The organism is Pseudomonas sp. AN-1 (genome assembly GCF_034057115.1).
Taxonomy (GTDB): Bacteria; Pseudomonadota; Gammaproteobacteria; order Pseudomonadales; family Pseudomonadaceae; genus Geopseudomonas.
This window is the reverse complement of the sequence record NZ_CP139195.1, coordinates 1,837,449-1,856,972: the sequence shown is the minus strand read 5'-3', so window position 1 is coordinate 1,856,972 and position 19,524 is coordinate 1,837,449. Positions and strand designations below refer to the sequence as shown.

Here is a 19,524-nt window from a genome sequence, read left to right as displayed (position 1 = left end):
AAGAATCTCTGGAGGAAAGTCAGATGCGGGATGCAAGAAGCTTTTGGTAATCTTGCCCAGCTCTGAATAGAGCCTGTTCAGGTGTTAAACGTGGAGTCCAGCCAAGCTGATTGCGAGCCTTGCTGGAGTCGATGGCCAGCGAGCCACAGAGTTGTGTGTAAATCGGCCTCTTGCCTAGCAAGTTCGCGCCATAGCGCATCAATGCCACTGGCACCGGTAGAAGGCGACTTTCATGCCCCATGCCGGCGGCCAGATGCCTAACGATGTCTGGAGTGGAGACATCTATGCCATCCGAAATCAGGAAAAGTTCATTGGCTGCAGCAGGATGAGCAACGCAGTGCGCAATGAAGTCAGCAAGATTCTCCAGCGCCACCATGCTGCGGCGGTTTTTTATCCTTCCCAGAGGCAGGGGGAGGCGAGCAGAAACCAGTTTAAGCAGACGCTGGAAGTTGCCTGGTGCGTGGGCACCATATACCAATGGAGGTCGTATGATGACTAGTTCCATGGCGCTGTCACTCAGTAGTGCCTTCAAGCGCAACTCTGCTTGGTGTTTTGAAATGGCATAATCAGCGTGAGGTGTTGGAATGGAGTGTTCGCTGAAGCAGGAGCTTTCTGTGGTTTGGGCGCCATTTACACCAATCGAGCTAATGAAGATGAAGCGCTTTGCGCCCGCGCGCAGGGCCTGTTGCGCAAGGTTGAGCGTGCCTTCTACATTCACGTTCTGGAAATGCTGGCGTAAATCGGGGCCGTCTTTTCCAAGCCGATGTGCAATACCAGCCGTATGGATGACCACATCGATGCCGCTGAGAAGATTTCCCCAGTCAGCTGTTGGTCCCAAGTCTGGAGATTTGGCCCAGCCTGGTTTCGCGGTGTCAACATTGCGAGCACATGCCAACACCTCTAGATTCCGGAGTTGACAGGACTCCAAAACCTGCCTGCCAAGAAATCCATTGGCGCCAGTCAACAATACTTTCATTTCTTGGCCTCAATGACGGAGTTCATGCATGCGATGAACTTATCTAGTGCGGCAGATTCCGAATACTTTTCTTGAAGAACCTTGCGGGGATGTCCATGCATGCTGGAGATATGCGCTTGGCAGATGTTGTCGATCAGGGCAGCTAATGCTGCCGGATCGTCAGGGGCGCAACTCCAGCCGATGGCTTCCTCATGGATCATGCGTGCGATTTCAGCCGTGTCCTCCATTACTGCAAGCAATGGCTTGTCTGCAGCCATGGAAAAATATGCCTTACTGGGAACGCCGAGTCCCAGCATCCCCTTCTCGAGGGTGATCAGCGCTACATCGCAGGCGGCAAGGCCAAGTTTTTTCTGACTCTGATCGAGAGGTCCAATATATGCAATATTGTCACCGGGATGGTTTTCGATGAACTCCTTGACTGTCTTTGCTGAGCTGCCATCTCCAATGAAGAGAAAGGCGGCTTTCGGGCTTTTCACCAACTTGATGGCTGCCAGGATATTATCGATTCCCTGGACGCGGCCAATGTTTCCGAAGAACTGGAAGATTATCCGATCCCGCCAATCCAATCGGTTGAGTATTTCTGAGTCGGCTCGGCTCTCGGGGTAAACGTCATGATCACTGACCCAGTTCTGGATGACAGTGATGTTGGTATCGCTTCCCGTTTTTTTGCTCATGAGTTCTTTCATGTCTCGTCCGATCACAATCAAATGGTCGGCGCGGGAGTAAATCAGGTTGAAGAGTCTGCTGAATAAGCGATAGGAGGGGCTGCTTTTTCTAAGTATTCCTGCAGGAACAAGATTTTCTGGAAAGACGTCATGAACCAATAGGCACCAGCGAAAACCTGTGAACTTTTTCATGATGGGGATCAGGAAAAGCAGGAGGGCGGGGTTGGTTCCTGATAGAACGATGTCGCCACGTCGAACGTGGCGAAGCATGTGGCGTAAAAAACCCACGCATTGGCGGGATTGGCCAATTAGGCGTGAGGCTAGCTTGTTCTTGTTGAATTTTATGGCGTCGAACTCTAGGTAGCTTACGCCTGGAACTTTGCTCTTTGTGCAGTCTTGCTCGCTTGAAGTTGGCGTGACGACGCTAATTCCTCGAAAGTGCTGGCCGGCCTTGTCGATGACTTTGGACCAGAAATAACCAGTGGAATTTTGAGCTGAATAGACATATTCAGAAACTACGAAAACTTTTGTCATGTTAGCGTCGCCAGCATCCCGATAGTCAGTATTTTTTCCAGACAGTACGCATCACATAGTCGCGATAGCTATGGATGATCCGTACTACCTTGTCGGCCACGTTGGGCATGCTGTAGTCGCCGACCAGGCGCAGGCTACGCTCTTCACCGCGGGCCTGGCTTTCCAAGATCTGCAACGCCTGCATCACGCGTTCGACCTCCAGCCCGACCATCATCGCTGCGGCTTCCTCCATGCCTTCGGGGCGCTCATGGGCCTCGCGCAGGTTGAGGGCCGGGAAGTTGAGGATCGAGGACTCCTCGTTGATGGTTCCGCTGTCGGACAGCACCGCCTTGGCGGTGAGCTGAAGCTTGTTGTAGTCCTTGAAGCCCAGCGGCTTGAGCAGACGCACGTTCGAGTGGAACTGCACCCCCATGGCATCCACGCGCTTCTGGGTGCGCGGGTGGGTGGAGACGATTACCGGGTAGCCGTAGTGGGCGGCAACGCTGTTGAGCACCTCGACCAGCTTGAGGAAGTTCTTGTCGGAGTCGACATTCTCCTCGCGGTGGGCGCTGACCACGAAGAACTTGCCGGCTTCCAGGCCCAGGCGTTCCAGTATGTCCGCAGCTTCGATGCCATCGCGGTAGTGATTGAGCACCTCGAACATCGGACTGCCGGTCTTGATTACCATGTCCGCCGGCAGGCCTTCGCGCAGCAGGTAGTCGCGGGCGATGGTGCTGTAGGTCAGATTGATGTCGGCGGTGTGGTCGACGATGCGGCGGTTGATTTCTTCCGGTACCCGCATGTCGAAACAGCGGTTGCCGGCCTCCATGTGAAAGGTCGGAATCTTGCGACGCTTGGCCGGAATCACCGCCATGCAGCTGTTGGTATCGCCCAGCACCAGCAGGGCTTCCGGCCGCACTTCGGCGAGCACGCGATCCACGGCGATGATCACGTTACCAATGGTTTCCGCACCGCTGGCACCGGCGGCATTGAGGAAGTGGTCCGGTTTGCGGATGCCCAGATCCTGGAAGAAGATCTCGTTCAGCTCGTAGTCGTAATTCTGTCCGGTATGTACCAGCACGTGCTCGCAGTGCTCATCCAGCTTGGCCATGACCCGCGACAGGCGGATGATTTCCGGTCGAGTGCCGACCACGGTGACAACTTTCAGCTTTTTCATTGCAAGTCCTGATTCTTGAACAGTAGCCAAAGCCGCTCAGGCTTCGGTGCCGACCGGCCGGGCATAGGTGTCCGGGTGTTCGCGGTCGAAGATCTCGTTGGCCCACAGCATCACGATCATTTCCTCGTCGCCGACGTTGGTGATGTCGTGGGTCCAGCCGGGCACGGTCTCGACGATTTCCGGCTTGTCGCCGCTGGTGAACAGTTCGTGGAACTCGCCGGAGTCGATGTGACGGAAGCGGAAGCAGGCCTGTCCCTTGATGACCAGGAACTTCTCGGTTTTCGAGTGGTGGTAGTGGCCACCGCGGGTGATGCCGGGATGGGCGGTGAAGAAGGAGAACTGCCCGGAGTCGCGGGTCTTGAGCATTTCCACGAACACGCCACGCTGGTCGCCATACTTGGGCACTTCGTAGGTGAAGCGCTCGGGCGGCACATAGCTGAGATAGGTCGAGTACAGCGCGCGTACCAGTCCGCGGCCCACCGGCTCGGTGACCAGAGTCTTGCGGCTGTCACGGAAAGTCTCCAGTTGCGCGGCCAACTCGCCAACGGTGATGCTGTACTGCGGCTCGACGGTGACGAAAGGCTCACCGGCCAGCTTGCCGTCCATCACCGCAATGAAATGAGCGATCACGTCATCGATGTAGACGAGGTTGATGCGCGCCTGCGGATCGTTGATCTGGATCGGCAGGTCGCGTGCGATGTTGTGACAGAAGGTCGCCACTGCCGAGTTGTAGTTGGGGCGTGCCCACTTGCCGAACACATTGGGCAGGCGGAACAGATGCACGGCTGAGCCATGGCTGGCAGCCAGATCCAGCAGCGCTTCTTCGGCGCCGCGCTTGCTGGCGCCGTAGGGATTGTCCAGCTCGGCCTGGATCGAGGAGGTGTACAGCAGCGGAATCTGCCGGCCACTGGCGACTATCGACTCGCACAGTGCCCGGGTCAGATCGGTGTTGCCGCTCACGAACTCCTGGGGATCCTGAGGGCGATTGACGCCGGCCAGGTGGAACACGAAGTCAGCCTGAGCCACCAGGGCTGACAGACTTTCCAGCGGCTCAGTCCGGGTGAAGCGCAGAACTTCTACATCGCTCCGCTCGCCCAGATGGGCAACCAGGTTCTTGCCGACGAATCCGTTGGCGCCGGTGATCAGTACCTTCATCCCTTATTCCTCGGGGGTCGCGTGTTCGCCGCGCTGGATGGCGCGCATGAAGTCCAGCTTCAGCAGCAGTTGCTGCATGCCCTCGACATCCAGACGCTCGGTGTTGTGTGAGTTGTAATCCTCGGTGTGGGAAATCTTCTCCTCGCCCTGCTCGACGAACTTGGAGTAGTTGAGGTCGCGCAGGTCCGGCGGCACACGGAAGTAGTCGCCCATGTCCTCGGCGCAGGCCATCTCCTCGCGGCTGAGCAGCGCTTCGTAGAGCTTCTCGCCATGGCGGGTGCCGATCACCTGGATGGGGTGATTCATCTGGTCCATCAGGCGGGTGAGCGCGCGGGCCAGGGTCTCGACGGTAGCAGCGGGGGCTTTCTGCACGAACAGATCGCCGTTGTTGCCGTGCTCGAAGGCATACAGCACCAGATCCACGGCATCCGCGAGGGTCATCATGAAGCGGGTCATGTTCGGGTCGGTCAGGGTCAGCGGCTTACCGGCACGGATCTGCTCGATGAATAGCGGGATCACCGAGCCGCGCGAGGCCATCACGTTGCCGTAGCGGGTGCCGCAGATCACAGTCTTGCGCTCGTCGACGTTACGCGACTTGGCGACCATGACCTTTTCCATCATCGCCTTGGAAATGCCCATGGCGTTGATCGGATAGACGGCCTTGTCGGTGCTCAGGCACACCACGCGCTTGACCTCGTTCTGGATGGCTGCCTCCAGGACGTTCTCGGTGCCGATCACGTTGGTCTTGACCGCCTCCATGGGATGGAACTCGCAGGACGGCACCTGCTTGAGCGCTGCGGCATGGAAGATATAGTCAACCCCACGAGTTGCATTCAGTACGCTCTGGTAATCGCGCACATCGCCGATATAGAACTTCAGCTTGGGATTAGCATAGCGCTTGCGCATGTCATCCTGCTTCTTCTCGTCGCGGCTGAAAATGCGGATTTCTGCGATGTCAGTGTCGAGGAAGCGCTTGAGGACGGCGTTGCCAAAGGAGCCGGTTCCACCAGTTATGAGGAGGTTTCTTTTGTTGAAAGACATGGGTTTTTAAAATGCTCTCGGGTGATTTTTGTTTATTGATTCTTGAAGTATTGAATTGAATAGGGAGATATTGTCTTGGATGATTTCAGGGTCTGATATTATGGCGATTGCTGATTGCTGGACTTTTTTTCTTTGTTCGCTTCTTTCTTTTTGGTTTAGCGCAGAAAGTTGCTCAATCTTTTCTGAAAAAACTATTTTTTCGGTTAGTGGGAGTTCCCACCCAAGATTTTTTTCGCCCAAATTTTTCCATGGTGTTTGATCGCTTATTAGTACTGGTGTTCCGCATATTAGCGACTCGGCAATGACGTGGCCATAGTTCTCGCCGTGCGTTGGGAAAAGAAATAAGTCATATTTGGAGAATGTGCTTTTCACTAGGTTTGGGTGGATGCTGCCTTTGTATTCGGCTTTTATGTTTTCAGGGAGCTGACTTATTAGTTTTTGGCACTTCTCCCAGTATTCAATATCTTCTTTGGGGCCGTATATGTCAAATATGATTTTAGATTTTACGTGCGAGAGTATATTGATAGCGAAGGCTAGGTTTTTTTTAGGGGTGATGCGGGATAAGAAAACTACCCTTAGGGTTTTTTCGGTGAAGGGTGTTTGTGCGCACTCTGGGAGTGATATGTCTGGGATGTTTTTGGCGACTTTGACTTTTTTCGGCGGTAAGCTTAATGCTTTTCTGATGTCGTGCGCTTCGTGCTCGCTTGAGGCTTGAAAGAAAACATTTCTATAAAGTCCTGTTATTTTGCTTGTTGTTATGTATATCGCTTTCTTGGTTTTTTTAAACTGTAATGCTCCTGGTGAAAACTCGCCGCGCGGCGCAACCAGTATCGGTTTTCTTGTGGGTTTGTAGAGTTTTGCTCCAATTAATGGGATTATGGAGTATCTTAACGAAAAAAAGCTATTTATATATATTATGTCGTGGTCTGTAGATGATATTATATTTGATATTTTTTGTGGGGTCATGTCCTTCTTTGGCGTGTAGTATACGTTCGATCCATACAGGTTTTGCCAAGTATTTATTTCGATTGACGGATATCTTTTTGTATCGCCAAGGTCGCGATCTGAGGTGATAATCCAGAACTCAAACGCATCGCTCAAAGATTTTACCATATTCGATATGGTGCGCAGTGGTCCCCCCCCTTTGTATCCTGGTAGATAATATTCACTGAAAGTCAGTATTTTTATTTTCCCTTTTTTATTGACCATGGAAGCCGTTTCCATAATTAATTATGTTTCCTAGAAATAAAAATCCTTTCACTCCGAAATAAAAGGATGTGGCAAGTACACCTATGTTTATGCCCTTGTTTGTTTTTAGGGAGTAGAGCATGAAGATGAAGTATGAGAATATTACTATTCGATCTTCACCAACTACGAGCGACGCCGCAATGATCGGTGCATGCATTAATGCTGCTTGGGTCTTTTCTTTTTTTGCATAGAAAAGAGTAAGGAGTAAGAATACGATGGGCTTTATAAGGTTTTCTAGTGATGCGCCACTGTTGGCTGATGAGTAAAAATTGAGCTTTCCCTGTATGTGGTCCTTTAGTAAAAATACTGTTATGGTTGCTGTTGCTATGGCTAGTATGTGGTTGGTGTATTTTTTGAGTGTGTTTTTGTTTTTTTCTTCAATGCCTTGTTGGGCTGTTTTCGATAGTAAAAGGCTTGCTGCTAGCAACATGAATTGTGTATGTGTGAGCACTGCAAGGATCGCTGATATGATTCTTTTTTTGTTTTCGCTGATTACTGCCAGAAAAAACAGAATTGCTCCAAACTTAAGTCTTTCCGCAGAAAATAGCAGAACCATAATGTAGAAGTTTGGGAGTAGGGTTAGTGCTACAATGATCGATGCGTTTCTTTTAAGTAAGGATGCTATAAGTAGGTATCCAAGGATTCCGTTTGCTGTTGCAATAAGCCAGTCTTTTTGAATTATTGGGGAAAATGTGTATGCCAGGATGAAGTATCCTGGCTCTTTTGAGCCTAATACTGCAGTGTAGGTGTTGAATCCGTCTGAAAAGCTAAGATTTTTTGCAATTTCATAGACTAATCGATAGGCTATTTGGTCGCCATTTGTGTAATAAGGTAATATGTAGAGGCTTAAAGCGAACCAGGCTGTTGCTAATAGCGCGGCAGTTGCTTTTTTAGTAGTTGACTGCATTTTTAGATTTCTTTCAATTTTGATTGCCTGGTCGGGGAATTTGCTGTTTCTTAATGTGGTTCGATATTTTTATTTTTGCAGCTTTTAGTGTTTTTTTCATGGAGAGTGTGGCTATTAATCCTATTGTGATCCATATGATGAATATGAATTCATTGTGAGCTTTGTGGAGGCTTGTTTGAGCGATGGCGGAGATCAGGCATGTTAGGGTGAGTGCATATAGCTTGAGTCTTCGGAATTTTCGCCATGCGAAGCATGAGAGTTCCGTGCGACAAACAAGAAATATCCAGAATGCAATTGCTGTGGAAATGGCAGCACCTTCTGCGCCATAGATTGGTACCAGTAGGTAGTTGCCAATAAGATTGGTAAAAGCTGAAGTCAGTGACGCCAGCATGGCATAGGTGCTTTTTCTCGTTATTCCAATACCAATTGATGTCGTCTCTGATAGTGTGTAAAAAAGCGGGTAGGCTATGCATGCTACGAGGATGTGCTGCACGCGATCATATTTTTCTGGGAGAAGATACGTGACGACCCATGAAAAAAGACCAGCAAAAGCGAAAGCAAACACAACGACAGCCAATACGTACTCGGTTACCTGATCGATCTTTTCATTTTTTATACCCTCAGCGGCCCATTTGTAAGCTGTTGGAGCCCAGACGGTTGAGAATACACTCTGAAAGATGATCGCAGCGGCGGCAAAATTCGAGGCAACTGAGTAGATGCCCAATTCCTCGAAAGTGGAGAAATTGCGTAGGAACAATTTGTCCATCGTAGTCAGCCCCCAGTAGGCGATACCGCCTATGATAAGGGGCATACCGAAGCGCAGCATTTTTTTAAGTTGAATGAAGTCTATGCGCTGGTTGAGCATGACCAGCCATTCCGTGCGGGTGTTCCAAGCAAGCACCAGGGTTGCTGCCAGAATTGATATCGTGTGGGCAATAACCAGATGGAAGAAGTCAAAGCCGAGTGTCAGCAAATAGTAGCTGCCGATGACCATGAGAAAGAGGGCTTTGGGCAAGACCTGACTGATGGAAAACGCCAGCCCTTTCTCCTGCATCCGCAAAACCAGGGAAAGGAACCTGGAGGCAAAGCCAGCCAGCAGACATACACCGACCAGCCAACTAATTTCAGAACTGTCGATGGAGAACAGTACCTTAGAAACTACGCCAGGGATCAGCAGGGTAATACCCAGAGTAATCGTCAATAGCAAAAGGCCTGGCGTGAGTGTTGCTTTGAGCAGCGCGGGCTTCTGTTCAGCTTCGTAGTACTCCCGTACATAGGCCTGATCTAATCCGAGGCTAAGTAGCAAGATGCAGAGGCTGGATATCACTTGAAGCATGGCTATTCGGCCGATATCTTCGGCCGAATAGAACCAAGTGATGATCGGCAGGGTAACGAAACCAAGGGCGGCACTGCCGATAGGGCCAATTGCGAATTGAGCAATCTTTCTGATATTCAAGCGAAGAACTCAAAGACAGACTGCACGACTTTCTGCACGTCTCCAGTGGACATGCCATGCCAGATGGGTAGGCGGATTAGTCGCTCACTTTCTGTTGTTGTAAAATTATCCTCTCCATGGAAGCGGCTGAATTTGGGGCCGACGGTCGCAGAGTGCAGTGGTATGTAGTGGAAAACAGCAAGCACGCCATTGTTCTTCAGGTGATCCAGCAGGGAAGTGCGCTCGTCAAGGTTTTTGACCTTGAGATAGAACATGTGGGCATTGTGAATACATTCGACTGGATGATTGGGCAAGACTATTTTGCAATCTCTGGCGAGAGACACCAGTGCCTTCTGGTAATAGTTCCAGGTTCTCAGGCGGTTCGAGTTGATTTCTTCCGCCTTCTCGAGTTGCCCCCATAGATAGGCGGCCTGTATTTCGCTCGGAAGGTAGCTGCTGCCAACATCTACCCAGCTGTACTTGTCGACCATGCCGCGGAAAAATTGGCTACGGTTTGTGCCTTTCTCACGGATGATTTCTGCACGATTGATGAATCGCTCATCATTGATAAGCAGCAATCCACCTTCGCCACCGCTGGTATAATTCTTGGTTTCATGGAAGCTGTAAGCACCCAGATGGCCAATGCTGCCCAGTTGGCGGCCTTTGTAGCTGGACATCATACCTTGTGCGGCATCTTCGATGACGAAAAGCTGATGACGCTCAGCGATTGCCATAATCGTATCCATTTCACAGGCTACGCCGGCATAGTGCACGGGAACGATGGCTTTGGTCTTTTCTGTGATTGCAGCTTCGATCAAGTTTTCATCGATATTCATGGTGTCCGGGCGGATATCGACAAAAACTATTTTAGCACCACGCAAGACGAACGCATTTGCCGTACTAACAAATGTATAGCTGGGCATGATTATCTCATCGCCGGGCTGTACATCGATCAGGATGGCTGCCATTTCCAAGGCGTGCGTGCATGAGGGGGTCAGCAATGCCTTCTGGCAACCGGTTCCGGCTTCAAACCATCCCTGGCAGCGCTTGCTGAACTCACCATCGCCGCTGATCTTGCTGCTGCGCATGGCGGCGAGTACGTGCTGATCTTCGTTACCAGTGTAAGGGGGCTTGTTGAATGGGATCATTGGCTCTGCTCTTCCATGAATTGTCTTTCCAGTTCCAGGAGGTCTTTTTTTCTATCTTTCAGTCGGCGAGCCGGGTTCCCTACATAAATCCCCCAAGGTTGTGTGCTTTTGTTTACAAGAGACATAGCACCGACTGAGCAGCCTTCAGCTAAAGTGACCCCTGGGAAGATTATCGATCCTGCGCCAATGATTACATGTTTTTCGAGCTTGATTGAACTAAATTTTTCAGATTTGTATTTTTTTGGTATCAGAGAGTTTGTTAATGTTTCTCCGCTGTAATCATCTGATTGGGAGAAAACTTTCACGCCATATGCGAGGGTGCAGAAGTCCGATAGGAATACTCCGGGCTCGCCGCCCGCAATAAGGCACATAGGGGTTATGTGGCAATATGAGCCTATTTTTATTTTTCCAGAAATTACGCAAAAGTCGTCTATTCTGGAGTTATCCCCTATCTCTATTGCCTCGGTGTTGTAGATGCTGGCTTTGTCGCTAATCTTGACATTTTTCCCAAGACTCTTGAAGCCCATGCTCAAAAGTTGATCTTCTGTGTAGTAGGTCATGTTAGCTCTCGAAAACTTCTTTTAGCTGGAGTGCAAGTTTTTCTCTTGAAAAGTGTTCCCTGATGAATTCCTGGTTTTTCTTGCTGATTTCTGTATCCATTGGCGATATATCGAAGTCTTCTATGTCGTATACGGTGATCTTATTTTTCTTGAACATTTTCCAAGGCGTTACGTCGCTGCGAAGAAAAACTTTCTTGCCGAGCCCTAGAAGGGTTATTGTGTTTCCCATGGCTTGCTGGCGTCGGTGGTTGAACATGGCAATATCAATATCGCCAAGCAGTTCGAGGTACTCTTCAAGTGGCATGAAGTCGGTGAGTGGCTTGAGTTTTTCACCAAACCATTCTGAGCCTTGGCGAATGACGGTGCTTGCATATGCTTGGTCGCCATATGAAAGCGGCACATGAATCTTGATGTCGCTATCTTTGTATGGCAAAAGTTTCTTCAGAGCTTCGATGTGGTTGTTGCTTGGGTCTGCCGAGTTTCCAACCTGTATATTGATTGTTTTTTTATGGCTACTTATTGCGTTTGGATCGCTGTACAGGTTGCTTGTGTACATCAGGCATTCATGATGCTTACCTGTTGCGCCGTACCATTTCCTGGCTAAATCCACGTCTCCTTCAATGTAAGTTACCAAGTGGCCAATTCGCTTTATTACAAAGGAGCGAAAAAGCTCTCCGAGATGCCACTTCCAGTTTTTTTTTTCTAGGTTGCGGACGTAAAGGTCACCACCCCAGATAATCCAGTAACAATTCCTGAGCAGCCAGGGCATGCTGCTTAATATAATAATTATTTTTGGATCAAAAAGTCCGTGAAGAATTACCTTTTCTGCTCTATTTAATTCCATCGCAAGCCGAAGATAAGCCGTGGCCTCTCCAAGGAATCCAGGCTTTACTTGGTATGTGCTCGTATTGTCTTGGTAGGGGTATCGATTTCTATCACCGTTAAGCCAGAAACGATGCTGAGAAGAGTCAAAGTTCTTGGCTAGAAAATCAATGAACGGAGGAATGAACTTGTCGAGGCTTGCTACATGAAGTATCACGGTGCACCCTGCACGGACTGGATCAACGACAGAAGGTACTGGCCATAACCGTTCTTGCTCAGCGACTGGCCGATGCGTTGCAGGTCATCGGCGGTCAGCCAGCCGTTGTAAAAGGCGATCTCTTCCAGGCAGGCGACCTTGTAGCCCTGGCGCTTCTCGATGGTTTCGACGAAGTGCGCGGCTTCCAGCAGGCTTTCATGGGTGCCGGTATCCAGCCAGGCGAAGCCGCGACCGAGCAGTTCGACGTTGAGGTCGCCTCGCTCCAGGTAGGTCTGGTTGATGCTGGTGATTTCCAGCTCACCGCGTGCCGAGGGCCTGACCCTCTTTGCCATCGCCACCACGTCGTTGTCGTAGAAGTACAGACCGGTGACTGCGTAGTTGGACTTGGGCTTGAAGGGTTTTTCCTCGATGGAAATGGCGCGCTTGTCGGCATCGAACTCGACTACGCCGAAGCGCTCGGGATCTTTCACCTGGTAGCCGAACACGGTGGCGCCTTTCTCGCGCTGGGCTGCCTGGTGCAGCATGGGGCTGAAGCCCTGACCGTAGAAAATATTGTCGCCTAGTACCAAGCACACCGAATCGTTGCCGATGAACTCTTCGCCGATGATGAAGGCCTGGGCCAGGCCGTCCGGGCTGGGCTGCACGGCGTAAGTGAGGCTGATACCGAATTCGCTACCATCGCCGAGCAGGCGCTTGAAGGCGCCGATGTCTTCCGGAGTGCTGATCAGCAGGATGTCGCGGATACCGGCGAGCATCAGTACCGATAGCGGATAATAGACCATCGGTTTGTCGTAGATGGGTAGCAACTGCTTGGATACGCCCTTGGTGATCGGATACAGGCGTGTGCCGGAACCTCCGGCGAGGATGATGCCTTTCATTGTGTGTCAATTCCTTATGCAATGGCGCCGAGGCGCTCGCGCTGGTAGCTGCCGTCCTGCACGCGACGGCACCAGTCTTGGTTGTTCAGGTACCACTCGACGGTCTTGCGGATGCCGGACTCGAAGGTTTCCTCCGGCGTCCAGCCCAGTTCGCGCTGGATCTTGCTGGCGTCGATGGCGTAGCGCAGGTCGTGGCCGGGGCGATCCTGGACGTGAGTGATCTGGCTGCGGTAGGAGTGGCCATCGGCTCGCGGGCGCAGTTCGTCAAGCAGGTCGCAAAGGGTGTGTACCACTTCGATGTTTTGCTTCTCGTTGTGGCCGCCGATGTTATAGGTCTCGCCGATCTCGCCTTCAGTGAAGACCTTGTAGAGAGCTCGGGCGTGGTCCTCGACGTACAGCCAGTCACGCACCTGGTTGCCCTTGCCGTAGACGGGCAGCGGCTTGCCTTCCAAGGCGTTGAGGATCATCAGCGGGATGAGCTTCTCCGGGAAATGGTAGGGGCCGTAGTTGTTCGAGCAATTGGTGATGAGGGTCGGTAGGTCGTAGGTGCGCCGCCATGCGCGCACCAGATGGTCGGAGCTGGCCTTGCTGGCACTGTAGGGGCTGCTAGGCGCGTAGGGGGTTGTTTCGGTGAACAAGTCTTCCGGATCTTCCAGGTCTCCATACACCTCGTCGGTGGAGATGTGGTGAAAGCGGAAGGTCCTCTGGCGTGCTTCGCTCAGCCCTTGCCAGTAGTGGCGAACGACCTCCAGTAGGGTATAGGTGCCGATAATATTAGTTTCGATGAATGCAGCTGGGCCGTCGATGGAGCGATCAACGTGTGACTCGGCGGCAAGGTGCATTACTGCATCGGGCAGGTGCTCACGGAATACCCGCTCGACTTCGGTGCGGTCGCAGATATCCACCTGCTCGAAGGCATAGCGCGTGCTGCCGCTGGTTTCCGCGAGGGATTCGAGGTTGCCAGCATAGGTCAGTTTGTCTAAGTTGATCACGCTAGCAGCAGTATGGCGGATGATGTGACGAACGACTGCCGAGCCGATAAATCCGGCGCCGCCGGTAATGAGGATTTTCATCGGTTATTCCTTATCAATCACTACCGAAAAGGTCACGGGTATACACTTTTTCTTCGACGTCTTTCAGTGTTTCCGCGTTTCGGTTGGCAATTATTACATCACAGCCTTGCTTGAATTCTTCCAGGTTGCGAATGACTCGTGAGTTGAAGAAAGTATCTTCTTTCAATGCTGGCTCATAAATCACCACCTCGACGCCTTTGGCCTTGATACGTTTCATTACACCTTGGATAGCCGAGGCACGGAAGTTATCAGAGCCGGATTTCATGACTAGACGGTAGATGCCCACCACTTTTGGGTTACGCTTGAGAATGGACTCGGAGATAAAATCCTTGCGTGTAGTATTGGCGTCGACAATGGCTCGAATCAGAGTGCTGGGAACGTCGGCATAGTTGGCCAGAAGTTGCTTGGTGTCCTTGGGCAGGCAATAGCCGCCGTACCCGAAGCTTGGGTTGTTATAGTGCATGCCGATGCGCGGGTCGAGGCAGACTCCTAGGATGATCTGGCTGCTGTCCAACCCGTGGGTTTCGGCGTAGGTGTCCAGTTCATTGAAGTAGGCAACGCGCATTGCCAGATAGGTGTTAGCGAACAACTTGATGGCTTCGGCTTCGGTGCTGTCGGTGAAAAGGGTGGGGATGCCTTGCTTTAGGGCACCCTGTTGCAATAGGCCGGCAAAGATTTCAGCCCGCTCGGAGAGTTCGCCGACGATGATCCGCGAGGGGTAGAGGTTATCATGTAAGGCCTTGCCTTCGCGGAGGAACTCAGGGGAGAAGAGGATGTTTTCGGTGTCGTACTTCTCTCGCACGTTTTTCGTGTAGCCGACCGGCACCGTGGATTTGATTACCATCACCGCATTGGGATTGATCGCCAGTACGTCCTCAATCACCGCTTCGACGCTACGGGTGTTGAAAAAGTTGGTCTGGGGATCGTAGTCGGTGGGGGTGGCAATAATCACGAAATCAGAGTCGCGATAAGCTTCTTCCTTGTCAAGAGTGGCCTTGAGGTCGAGAGGCATCTCGGCAAGGTAGTGTTCGATTTCGCTGTCCTCGATGGGGGACATACGGTCGTTAATCAGGTCCACCTTCGCTTGGACGATATCTATGGCGATTACTCGATTGTGTTGCGCGAGTAGAACGGCGTTGGAAAGACCGACGTAGCCGGTGCCGGCAATGGTGATGTTCATTTCTTGATCAGGTTCCTTGGCTTTAGCCTGATGAACTCTTTCTGGGTCTTACAGACAAATTTTTCTTGCAGTTTTAGTTTCATTGCTCAGGCTTGCGCACAGCTCCTCGGTCATGCTGGTTTGTTCGGCAATCGTCAGCAGATTTCGCGCCTCTTGCGTGCTGTAGGCGACGATCCGGCGTGAGGACTCGAGGACGCGTTCGCGCTCTGCAGCATCCAGTTGCGGCCAAGTAATGAAGCCGATCTCCGCCAGACGGCGATTGATGTCCGCGTGCGAAGGGCCTAGCTCATGCGCGCGGCGTAGTGCAGTGTGAAACTCGGCGTCGAATTCCAGCAGGTAGAGCTTGGCGTAGGCTAGGGAACTCCAGTGCTCCGGCCAGGTGGGCCGTGCTTCGGTGGCGCTGCGGAAGGCTGCCAGTGCTGCGTGGCGCGAAGCCTCCGCCTTCGGCTCGCCGAACGGCTGGCGGAATTGCTGCCACTGATCAATCAGGCCTAGTCGGTGCTGGTAGGCGCCGTTGGCAACGGGGTAGAAGTCGATGGCGCGCTGGGCGGCGTCGTGGGCGATCTGCCAGGCGCGTTCGCCGGGCTCTTCCCCTTTCCTTTCCCAGTCGCTCAGGAAGGCGCTGGCCTGGTGGCTGGCGATGCCAGCGAACAGGAGGCTGGCGCCGGTGTAGAGCAGCGGCAGGCAGATCGCGACTGCCAGCAACAGGCCGAGGCGTTGCGTGGTCCTGCTCGCTGCTTGTGAGGCGCCACGCGAGCGGTTGCGGCGCCGGCTGCTGGCGTGGGTAGTGGTCGAGGTCATGAGGGGGGTCAGGCGAAGTGGCTTTGGGCGATCAGCCAGGGCGTGTCCTTGACCAGGCGCTCGGCCTGGCTGTCGCCGACGATACGTGCGGCGTGCTCCATTCCTTCGGAGAGTCGGGGCGGGCGGTGCTGCTCGTTGTGGGCGTCGCTGGCGAGGATGGTCACCAGGCCCTGCTGCAGCAGGGTATGGGCGATGTCCTGGGCGGTACCGCCGAAGTGGCCGGCTACGGCTCCGGCAGTGACCTGCAGCAGGCAGCCCTGCTCGATGAAGGGCTTGAGCTTGTTCGGCGCGCGCATGATGCCCTTGTTGCGTTCGGGGTGGGCGATCATCGGCACGACATTGCGCTGCAGCAGCCAGGCGGTGAGTCGCTCCGCGCCGAAGGGGACTTCGCTGTGCGGGAACTCCAGCAGCAGCACCTTCCTGTCCTGCCAGCGGCCGAGGAAGGGGAGGGCGCCTTCGGCGAGGCTGGCCATCAGTTCCATGCCGAAGCGTACCTCGGCGGCCCAGCTGATCTGCAGCGCGATGCCTGCCTCGGCCAGGCCGGTGGTGAGGGTGTGGTGGGCCTGGTGGATGCTCTGGCGGTCGTTGTCGTAGCGGCCGGGGTGGATGTGCGGAGTGCAGACGATGTGGGTGATGCCGTCCTGTACCGCGATGCGCGCCAGTCGCAGGGCGGTTTCCAGGTCGGGTGCGCCGTCGTCGATGCCGGGGAGCAGGTGGTTGTGCAGGTCGATCATCGGTGTGTTCTGGTATCACGGTATGGCCGCAGAGCGGCTGGTGATGCGTTCCCACGCGGGAGCGTGGGAATGATCGGGATTGCAGCAGGGCCGCGGAGCGGCTGGTGATGCGCTCCCACGCCGGAGCGTGGGAGCGATCGGTTCGTGGCGAATGAATTCGCCCCTACGGCGGGCTCGGCGATTTATGCCTTCTGGGCGTCGTTGCTGTAGCCGTAGTAGTCGTAGTAGCCGCCGTAGCTGTAGCCCTGTTTCTTGGCCTTCTGGATGTCGACCTGGTTGAGGATGACGCCAGTGACCGGGGCGTTGTTCTGCAGCAACTGGCCGACGCCTTTTTGTGCCAGTGGAACGGGCGTGGCTTCGGACTTGATCACGTAGAGCAGGGCGTTGGCATGGGTGGCGAGCACGGTGGCGTCGCTGACTGCCTGGGTCGGCGGCGAGTCGATCACCACGCGGTCGTACTTGCTGCGCAGGAATTCGAGGACCTTCTCGAAGCGCGACGACGACAGCAGCTCCAGCGGGTTCGGCGGCACGGCGCCGGCGCTGAGCATGTCGATGCCGTCGACGTGCTTGATGCACTCCTCCAGCTTGGCAGTACCGGCGATCAGGTTGGCCAGGCCGGGGGTGCCGACCGCGAAGTCGAAGTTTTTCGCCAGGGTCGGGCGGCGCATGTCGGCGTCGATCAGCAGCACCTTTTCCATCTGGCCGAGGGCCATGGCCAGGTTGGCGGCCACGGTGCTCTTGCCTTCGCCGGGAACGGAGGAGGTGATCACCAGTACCTTGTGCGGATCGTCCATGCCGGAGAGCACCACGCCGGTGCGGATGGTACGGATCGATTCGCTGAAGCTGCGATCCTTGTTGTCGCTGAACAGGTGGGCGACTTCCGCGCGCTGCTTGTTCTTGACCAGCGGCAGGATGCCCAGCACCGGCAGGTTCAGCTTGTTCTCCACCTGCTCGGTGCTTTTGAAGGTATTGTTCAGCGCCTCCAGCAGCAGGGTCAGGCCGATACCAACGAACAGGGCGAGCAGGCCGGCGATGGCGACGATCAGCGGCTTCTTCGGCTTGACCGGGATGGTCGGAACTACGGCCTGGTCGACCACGCGGGCGTTGGCGCTTTCCAGGTCGGAGGTGGCGCTGGTTTCCTTCAGGCGGCTGAGGAAGGTGTCGTACAGGGCGCGGTTGGCTTCAACCTCGCGCTGCAGTTCGCGCAGCTTGAATTCCTTGCGCGAGATGTTCTGGATCTGTGCCTTGTTGGCGTCCACCGAAGCGCGCAGCGAGCCTTCGTTGGCCACGGCCAACTGGTAGTTGCGCTCGATGCCTGCGACCACCTGTTCGACCTGGCCACGCAGGCTGGCGGATGCGGCGGCCAGCTCGGTGCGCGCGGCCTCCATGGTCGGGTGGCGGGCGCCATAGCGCTTGGACAGTTCGTCCACCTTGGCCTGGGCCTTGGCCTGGTTGGCCTTGAACTGCTGGATCAGCGGGTCGCCCAGTACTGCCGGGATGCTGGCGAGCTTTTCCCAGCCGCCGCCGCGGCTGGACTGGATCTGCCGGTACATGCTCTCCGCCTCGGCGCGCTGGCGGCGGGCGTCGACCATGCGATCGCTGGTGGCCGACAGCTCGGCAGCGCTGATGGTCGCTACGCCGTCGATGTCCACCAGGTTTTCCTTCTCGCGGAAGGCCTGCAGCTTGTCCTCGGCATCCTTGAGCTTGATGCGCAGCTCGGAAAGGCGGCTGTTCATCCAGTGGGTGGCGGTCATGGACATTTCCATGGTCGCTTCCAGCTGGCCTTCGATGAAGCCGTTGGCCAGGGCATTGGCGGCCTTGGCGGCCATGCGCGCATCGGCCATCTCGACCTCTACGCGCACCAACTGGCTCTTGCCTTGCGGGGCGACGCTGATGCGTTCCATGAAGGCCTTGGTGACGCTGTCGAAGATCATCGCCTCAGTCGGGTCGACGCCTTCCTCCAGGTCTTCCGGCAGGGTGGCGGGCACGACCTGGCTGAGCTTGAAGTTGGCCAGCAGGCCGCCGATGTCTATCAGCGGCTCGGGCTGCTGGCGCGGGTCGAATTCTGGGTGGGTGGTCAGGTTCAGCTGCTTGACCACGCGCTCGGCGAGGGCGCGCGACTTGAGCAGCTCGAACTGGGTCTGCAGGTATTCGCTGCTGGTACCGTCCAGGCCGTAGACCTGTTCGATGGACACCACGTTTGCCTGCTTCTGCTCGATCAGCAGGGTGGCGCCGGCGCGGTAGATGGGCGTGATGTTCAGCACGGCGAGCACGGCCACCATTGTGACCACCAGCACCAGGGTGATGATGCTCCACTTGCGCCGCCAGATTGTCTGCCACAGCTGCAGCAGGTCGATCTCGTCATCATCCTCGTCGACGCGCTGGGCGATCAGGTTGCGCTCGTTAATCTGGGTGTTGCTTTCCATTCTTAGAAGAAACCCTGGTCAATGGTGATGGTGTCGCCGGGCATGACGATGGTGTCGAGGGTGGCCGGTTGCGGAGTACGGCTGGAATCCTGGTCGCGAATGATGGTGATGCGACCGGTCGAGGCGCGTTCGGTCAGGCCGCCTGCCAGGGCCACGGCGCGGCGCAGGGTGAGGCCGGGCTGGAACTTGTAGCCGCCGGGGGTCTTGACTTCGCCGCTGATGAAGAACTCGCGATACTCCAGCACGCTGACCGAGACGCGCGGGTCGACCAGGTAGTCGCCCTTGAGGCTTTCCGTGAGCACCTTTTCGATTTCCGTGGCGGTCTTGCCCTTGGCGCGCACTTCGCCGATGAAGGGGTAGGAGAAGATGCCGGCATCGTTGAGGCGTACTTCCTCGAAGCTGAGGTCGGGTTCGCCGAAGACACTGATGCGGATGACGTCGCCGGAGGCCAGCTTGTAGGTAGAGTTGCCTTCAGCCATGGCCATGCTGCTGTTCAGCAGGATCAGGCCGAGGATCAGGCGGAGGAAGTAACGGATGACCATGTGGCTCGGGTTCTCTGTTGGTGCGG

18 protein-coding genes are annotated in these 19,524 nt (G+C 54.5%); all 18 read right to left on the bottom strand.

What is annotated here, in order from left to right:
- Positions 1-19: 19 nt before the first annotated feature.
- The gene (locus SK095_RS08490; RefSeq protein ID WP_320548567.1) at positions 20-976 is read right to left on the bottom strand and encodes an NAD-dependent epimerase/dehydratase family protein; all 957 of its coding nucleotides are present in this window, start codon (positions 974-976) and stop codon (positions 20-22) included.
- Entirely contained in the window at positions 973-2,175 is a 1,203-nt protein-coding gene (locus SK095_RS08485) for a glycosyltransferase family 4 protein (RefSeq protein WP_320548566.1), read from the bottom strand. Before SK095_RS08485 ends, SK095_RS08490 begins: the two co-directional genes overlap by 4 nt.
- Positions 2,176-2,200: 25 nt before the next feature.
- Positions 2,201-3,331, bottom strand: coding sequence for a non-hydrolyzing UDP-N-acetylglucosamine 2-epimerase (gene wecB, locus SK095_RS08480; RefSeq protein WP_320548565.1), 1,131 nt, complete (start codon positions 3,329-3,331; stop codon positions 2,201-2,203).
- A 36-nt stretch (positions 3,332-3,367) separates the two neighbouring features.
- A complete protein-coding gene (gene wbjC, locus SK095_RS08475) occupies positions 3,368-4,486 on the bottom strand; it encodes a UDP-2-acetamido-2,6-beta-L-arabino-hexul-4-ose reductase (RefSeq protein ID WP_320548564.1) in 1,119 nt (372 codons plus the stop codon).
- A gap of 3 nt (positions 4,487-4,489) precedes the next feature.
- A complete protein-coding gene (locus SK095_RS08470; protein ID WP_320548563.1) occupies positions 4,490-5,527 on the bottom strand; it encodes a polysaccharide biosynthesis protein in 1,038 nt (345 codons plus the stop codon).
- 6 nt (positions 5,528-5,533) lie between these two features.
- Complete coding sequence (locus tag SK095_RS08465; protein WP_320548562.1) at positions 5,534-6,736, bottom strand: glycosyltransferase; 1,203 nt, start codon at positions 6,734-6,736, stop codon at positions 5,534-5,536.
- Positions 6,726-7,682, bottom strand: coding sequence for a hypothetical protein (locus SK095_RS08460; protein ID WP_320548561.1), 957 nt, complete (start codon positions 7,680-7,682; stop codon positions 6,726-6,728). Before SK095_RS08460 ends, SK095_RS08465 begins: the two co-directional genes overlap by 11 nt.
- 13 nt (positions 7,683-7,695) lie before the next feature.
- Positions 7,696-9,138, bottom strand: a complete 1,443-nt coding sequence (locus SK095_RS08455) for a lipopolysaccharide biosynthesis protein (protein ID WP_320548560.1) — start codon at positions 9,136-9,138, stop codon at positions 7,696-7,698.
- Positions 9,135-10,265, bottom strand: coding sequence for a dTDP-4-amino-4,6-dideoxygalactose transaminase (rffA, locus tag SK095_RS08450; RefSeq protein ID WP_320548559.1), 1,131 nt, complete (start codon positions 10,263-10,265; stop codon positions 9,135-9,137). Before rffA ends, SK095_RS08455 begins: the two co-directional genes overlap by 4 nt.
- Positions 10,262-10,825, bottom strand: a complete 564-nt coding sequence (locus SK095_RS08445; protein WP_320548558.1) for an acyltransferase — start codon at positions 10,823-10,825, stop codon at positions 10,262-10,264. The genes rffA and SK095_RS08445 overlap by 4 nt, the downstream gene beginning before the upstream one ends.
- Position 10,826: 1 nt before the next feature.
- Complete coding sequence (locus tag SK095_RS08440; RefSeq protein WP_320548557.1) at positions 10,827-11,864, bottom strand: TDP-N-acetylfucosamine:lipid II N-acetylfucosaminyltransferase; 1,038 nt, start codon at positions 11,862-11,864, stop codon at positions 10,827-10,829.
- The gene (rfbA, locus tag SK095_RS08435; protein ID WP_320548556.1) at positions 11,861-12,742 is read right to left on the bottom strand and encodes a glucose-1-phosphate thymidylyltransferase RfbA; all 882 of its coding nucleotides are present in this window, start codon (positions 12,740-12,742) and stop codon (positions 11,861-11,863) included. The genes SK095_RS08440 and rfbA overlap by 4 nt, the downstream gene beginning before the upstream one ends.
- Positions 12,743-12,756: 14 nt before the next feature.
- Positions 12,757-13,815 (bottom strand): dTDP-glucose 4,6-dehydratase, encoded by a 1,059-nt coding sequence (gene rfbB / locus SK095_RS08430; protein WP_320548555.1) that lies wholly within the window; start codon positions 13,813-13,815, stop codon positions 12,757-12,759.
- A gap of 13 nt (positions 13,816-13,828) precedes the next feature.
- Positions 13,829-14,995, bottom strand: coding sequence for a nucleotide sugar dehydrogenase (locus tag SK095_RS08425; protein ID WP_320548554.1), 1,167 nt, complete (start codon positions 14,993-14,995; stop codon positions 13,829-13,831).
- A gap of 48 nt (positions 14,996-15,043) precedes the next feature.
- Complete coding sequence (locus SK095_RS08420; protein ID WP_320548553.1) at positions 15,044-15,796, bottom strand: hypothetical protein; 753 nt, start codon at positions 15,794-15,796, stop codon at positions 15,044-15,046.
- Between the two features lie 8 nt (positions 15,797-15,804).
- Positions 15,805-16,530: a tyrosine-protein phosphatase gene (locus SK095_RS08415; RefSeq protein WP_320548552.1), complete on the bottom strand. Its 726-nt coding sequence runs from the start codon at positions 16,528-16,530 to the stop codon at positions 15,805-15,807.
- A gap of 182 nt (positions 16,531-16,712) precedes the next feature.
- The gene (locus SK095_RS08410; protein WP_320548551.1) at positions 16,713-18,956 is read right to left on the bottom strand and encodes a polysaccharide biosynthesis tyrosine autokinase; all 2,244 of its coding nucleotides are present in this window, start codon (positions 18,954-18,956) and stop codon (positions 16,713-16,715) included.
- Between the two features lie 2 nt (positions 18,957-18,958).
- Positions 18,959-19,498 (bottom strand): polysaccharide biosynthesis/export family protein, encoded by a 540-nt coding sequence (locus tag SK095_RS08405; protein ID WP_136488020.1) that lies wholly within the window; start codon positions 19,496-19,498, stop codon positions 18,959-18,961.
- Positions 19,499-19,524 lie beyond the last annotated feature (26 nt).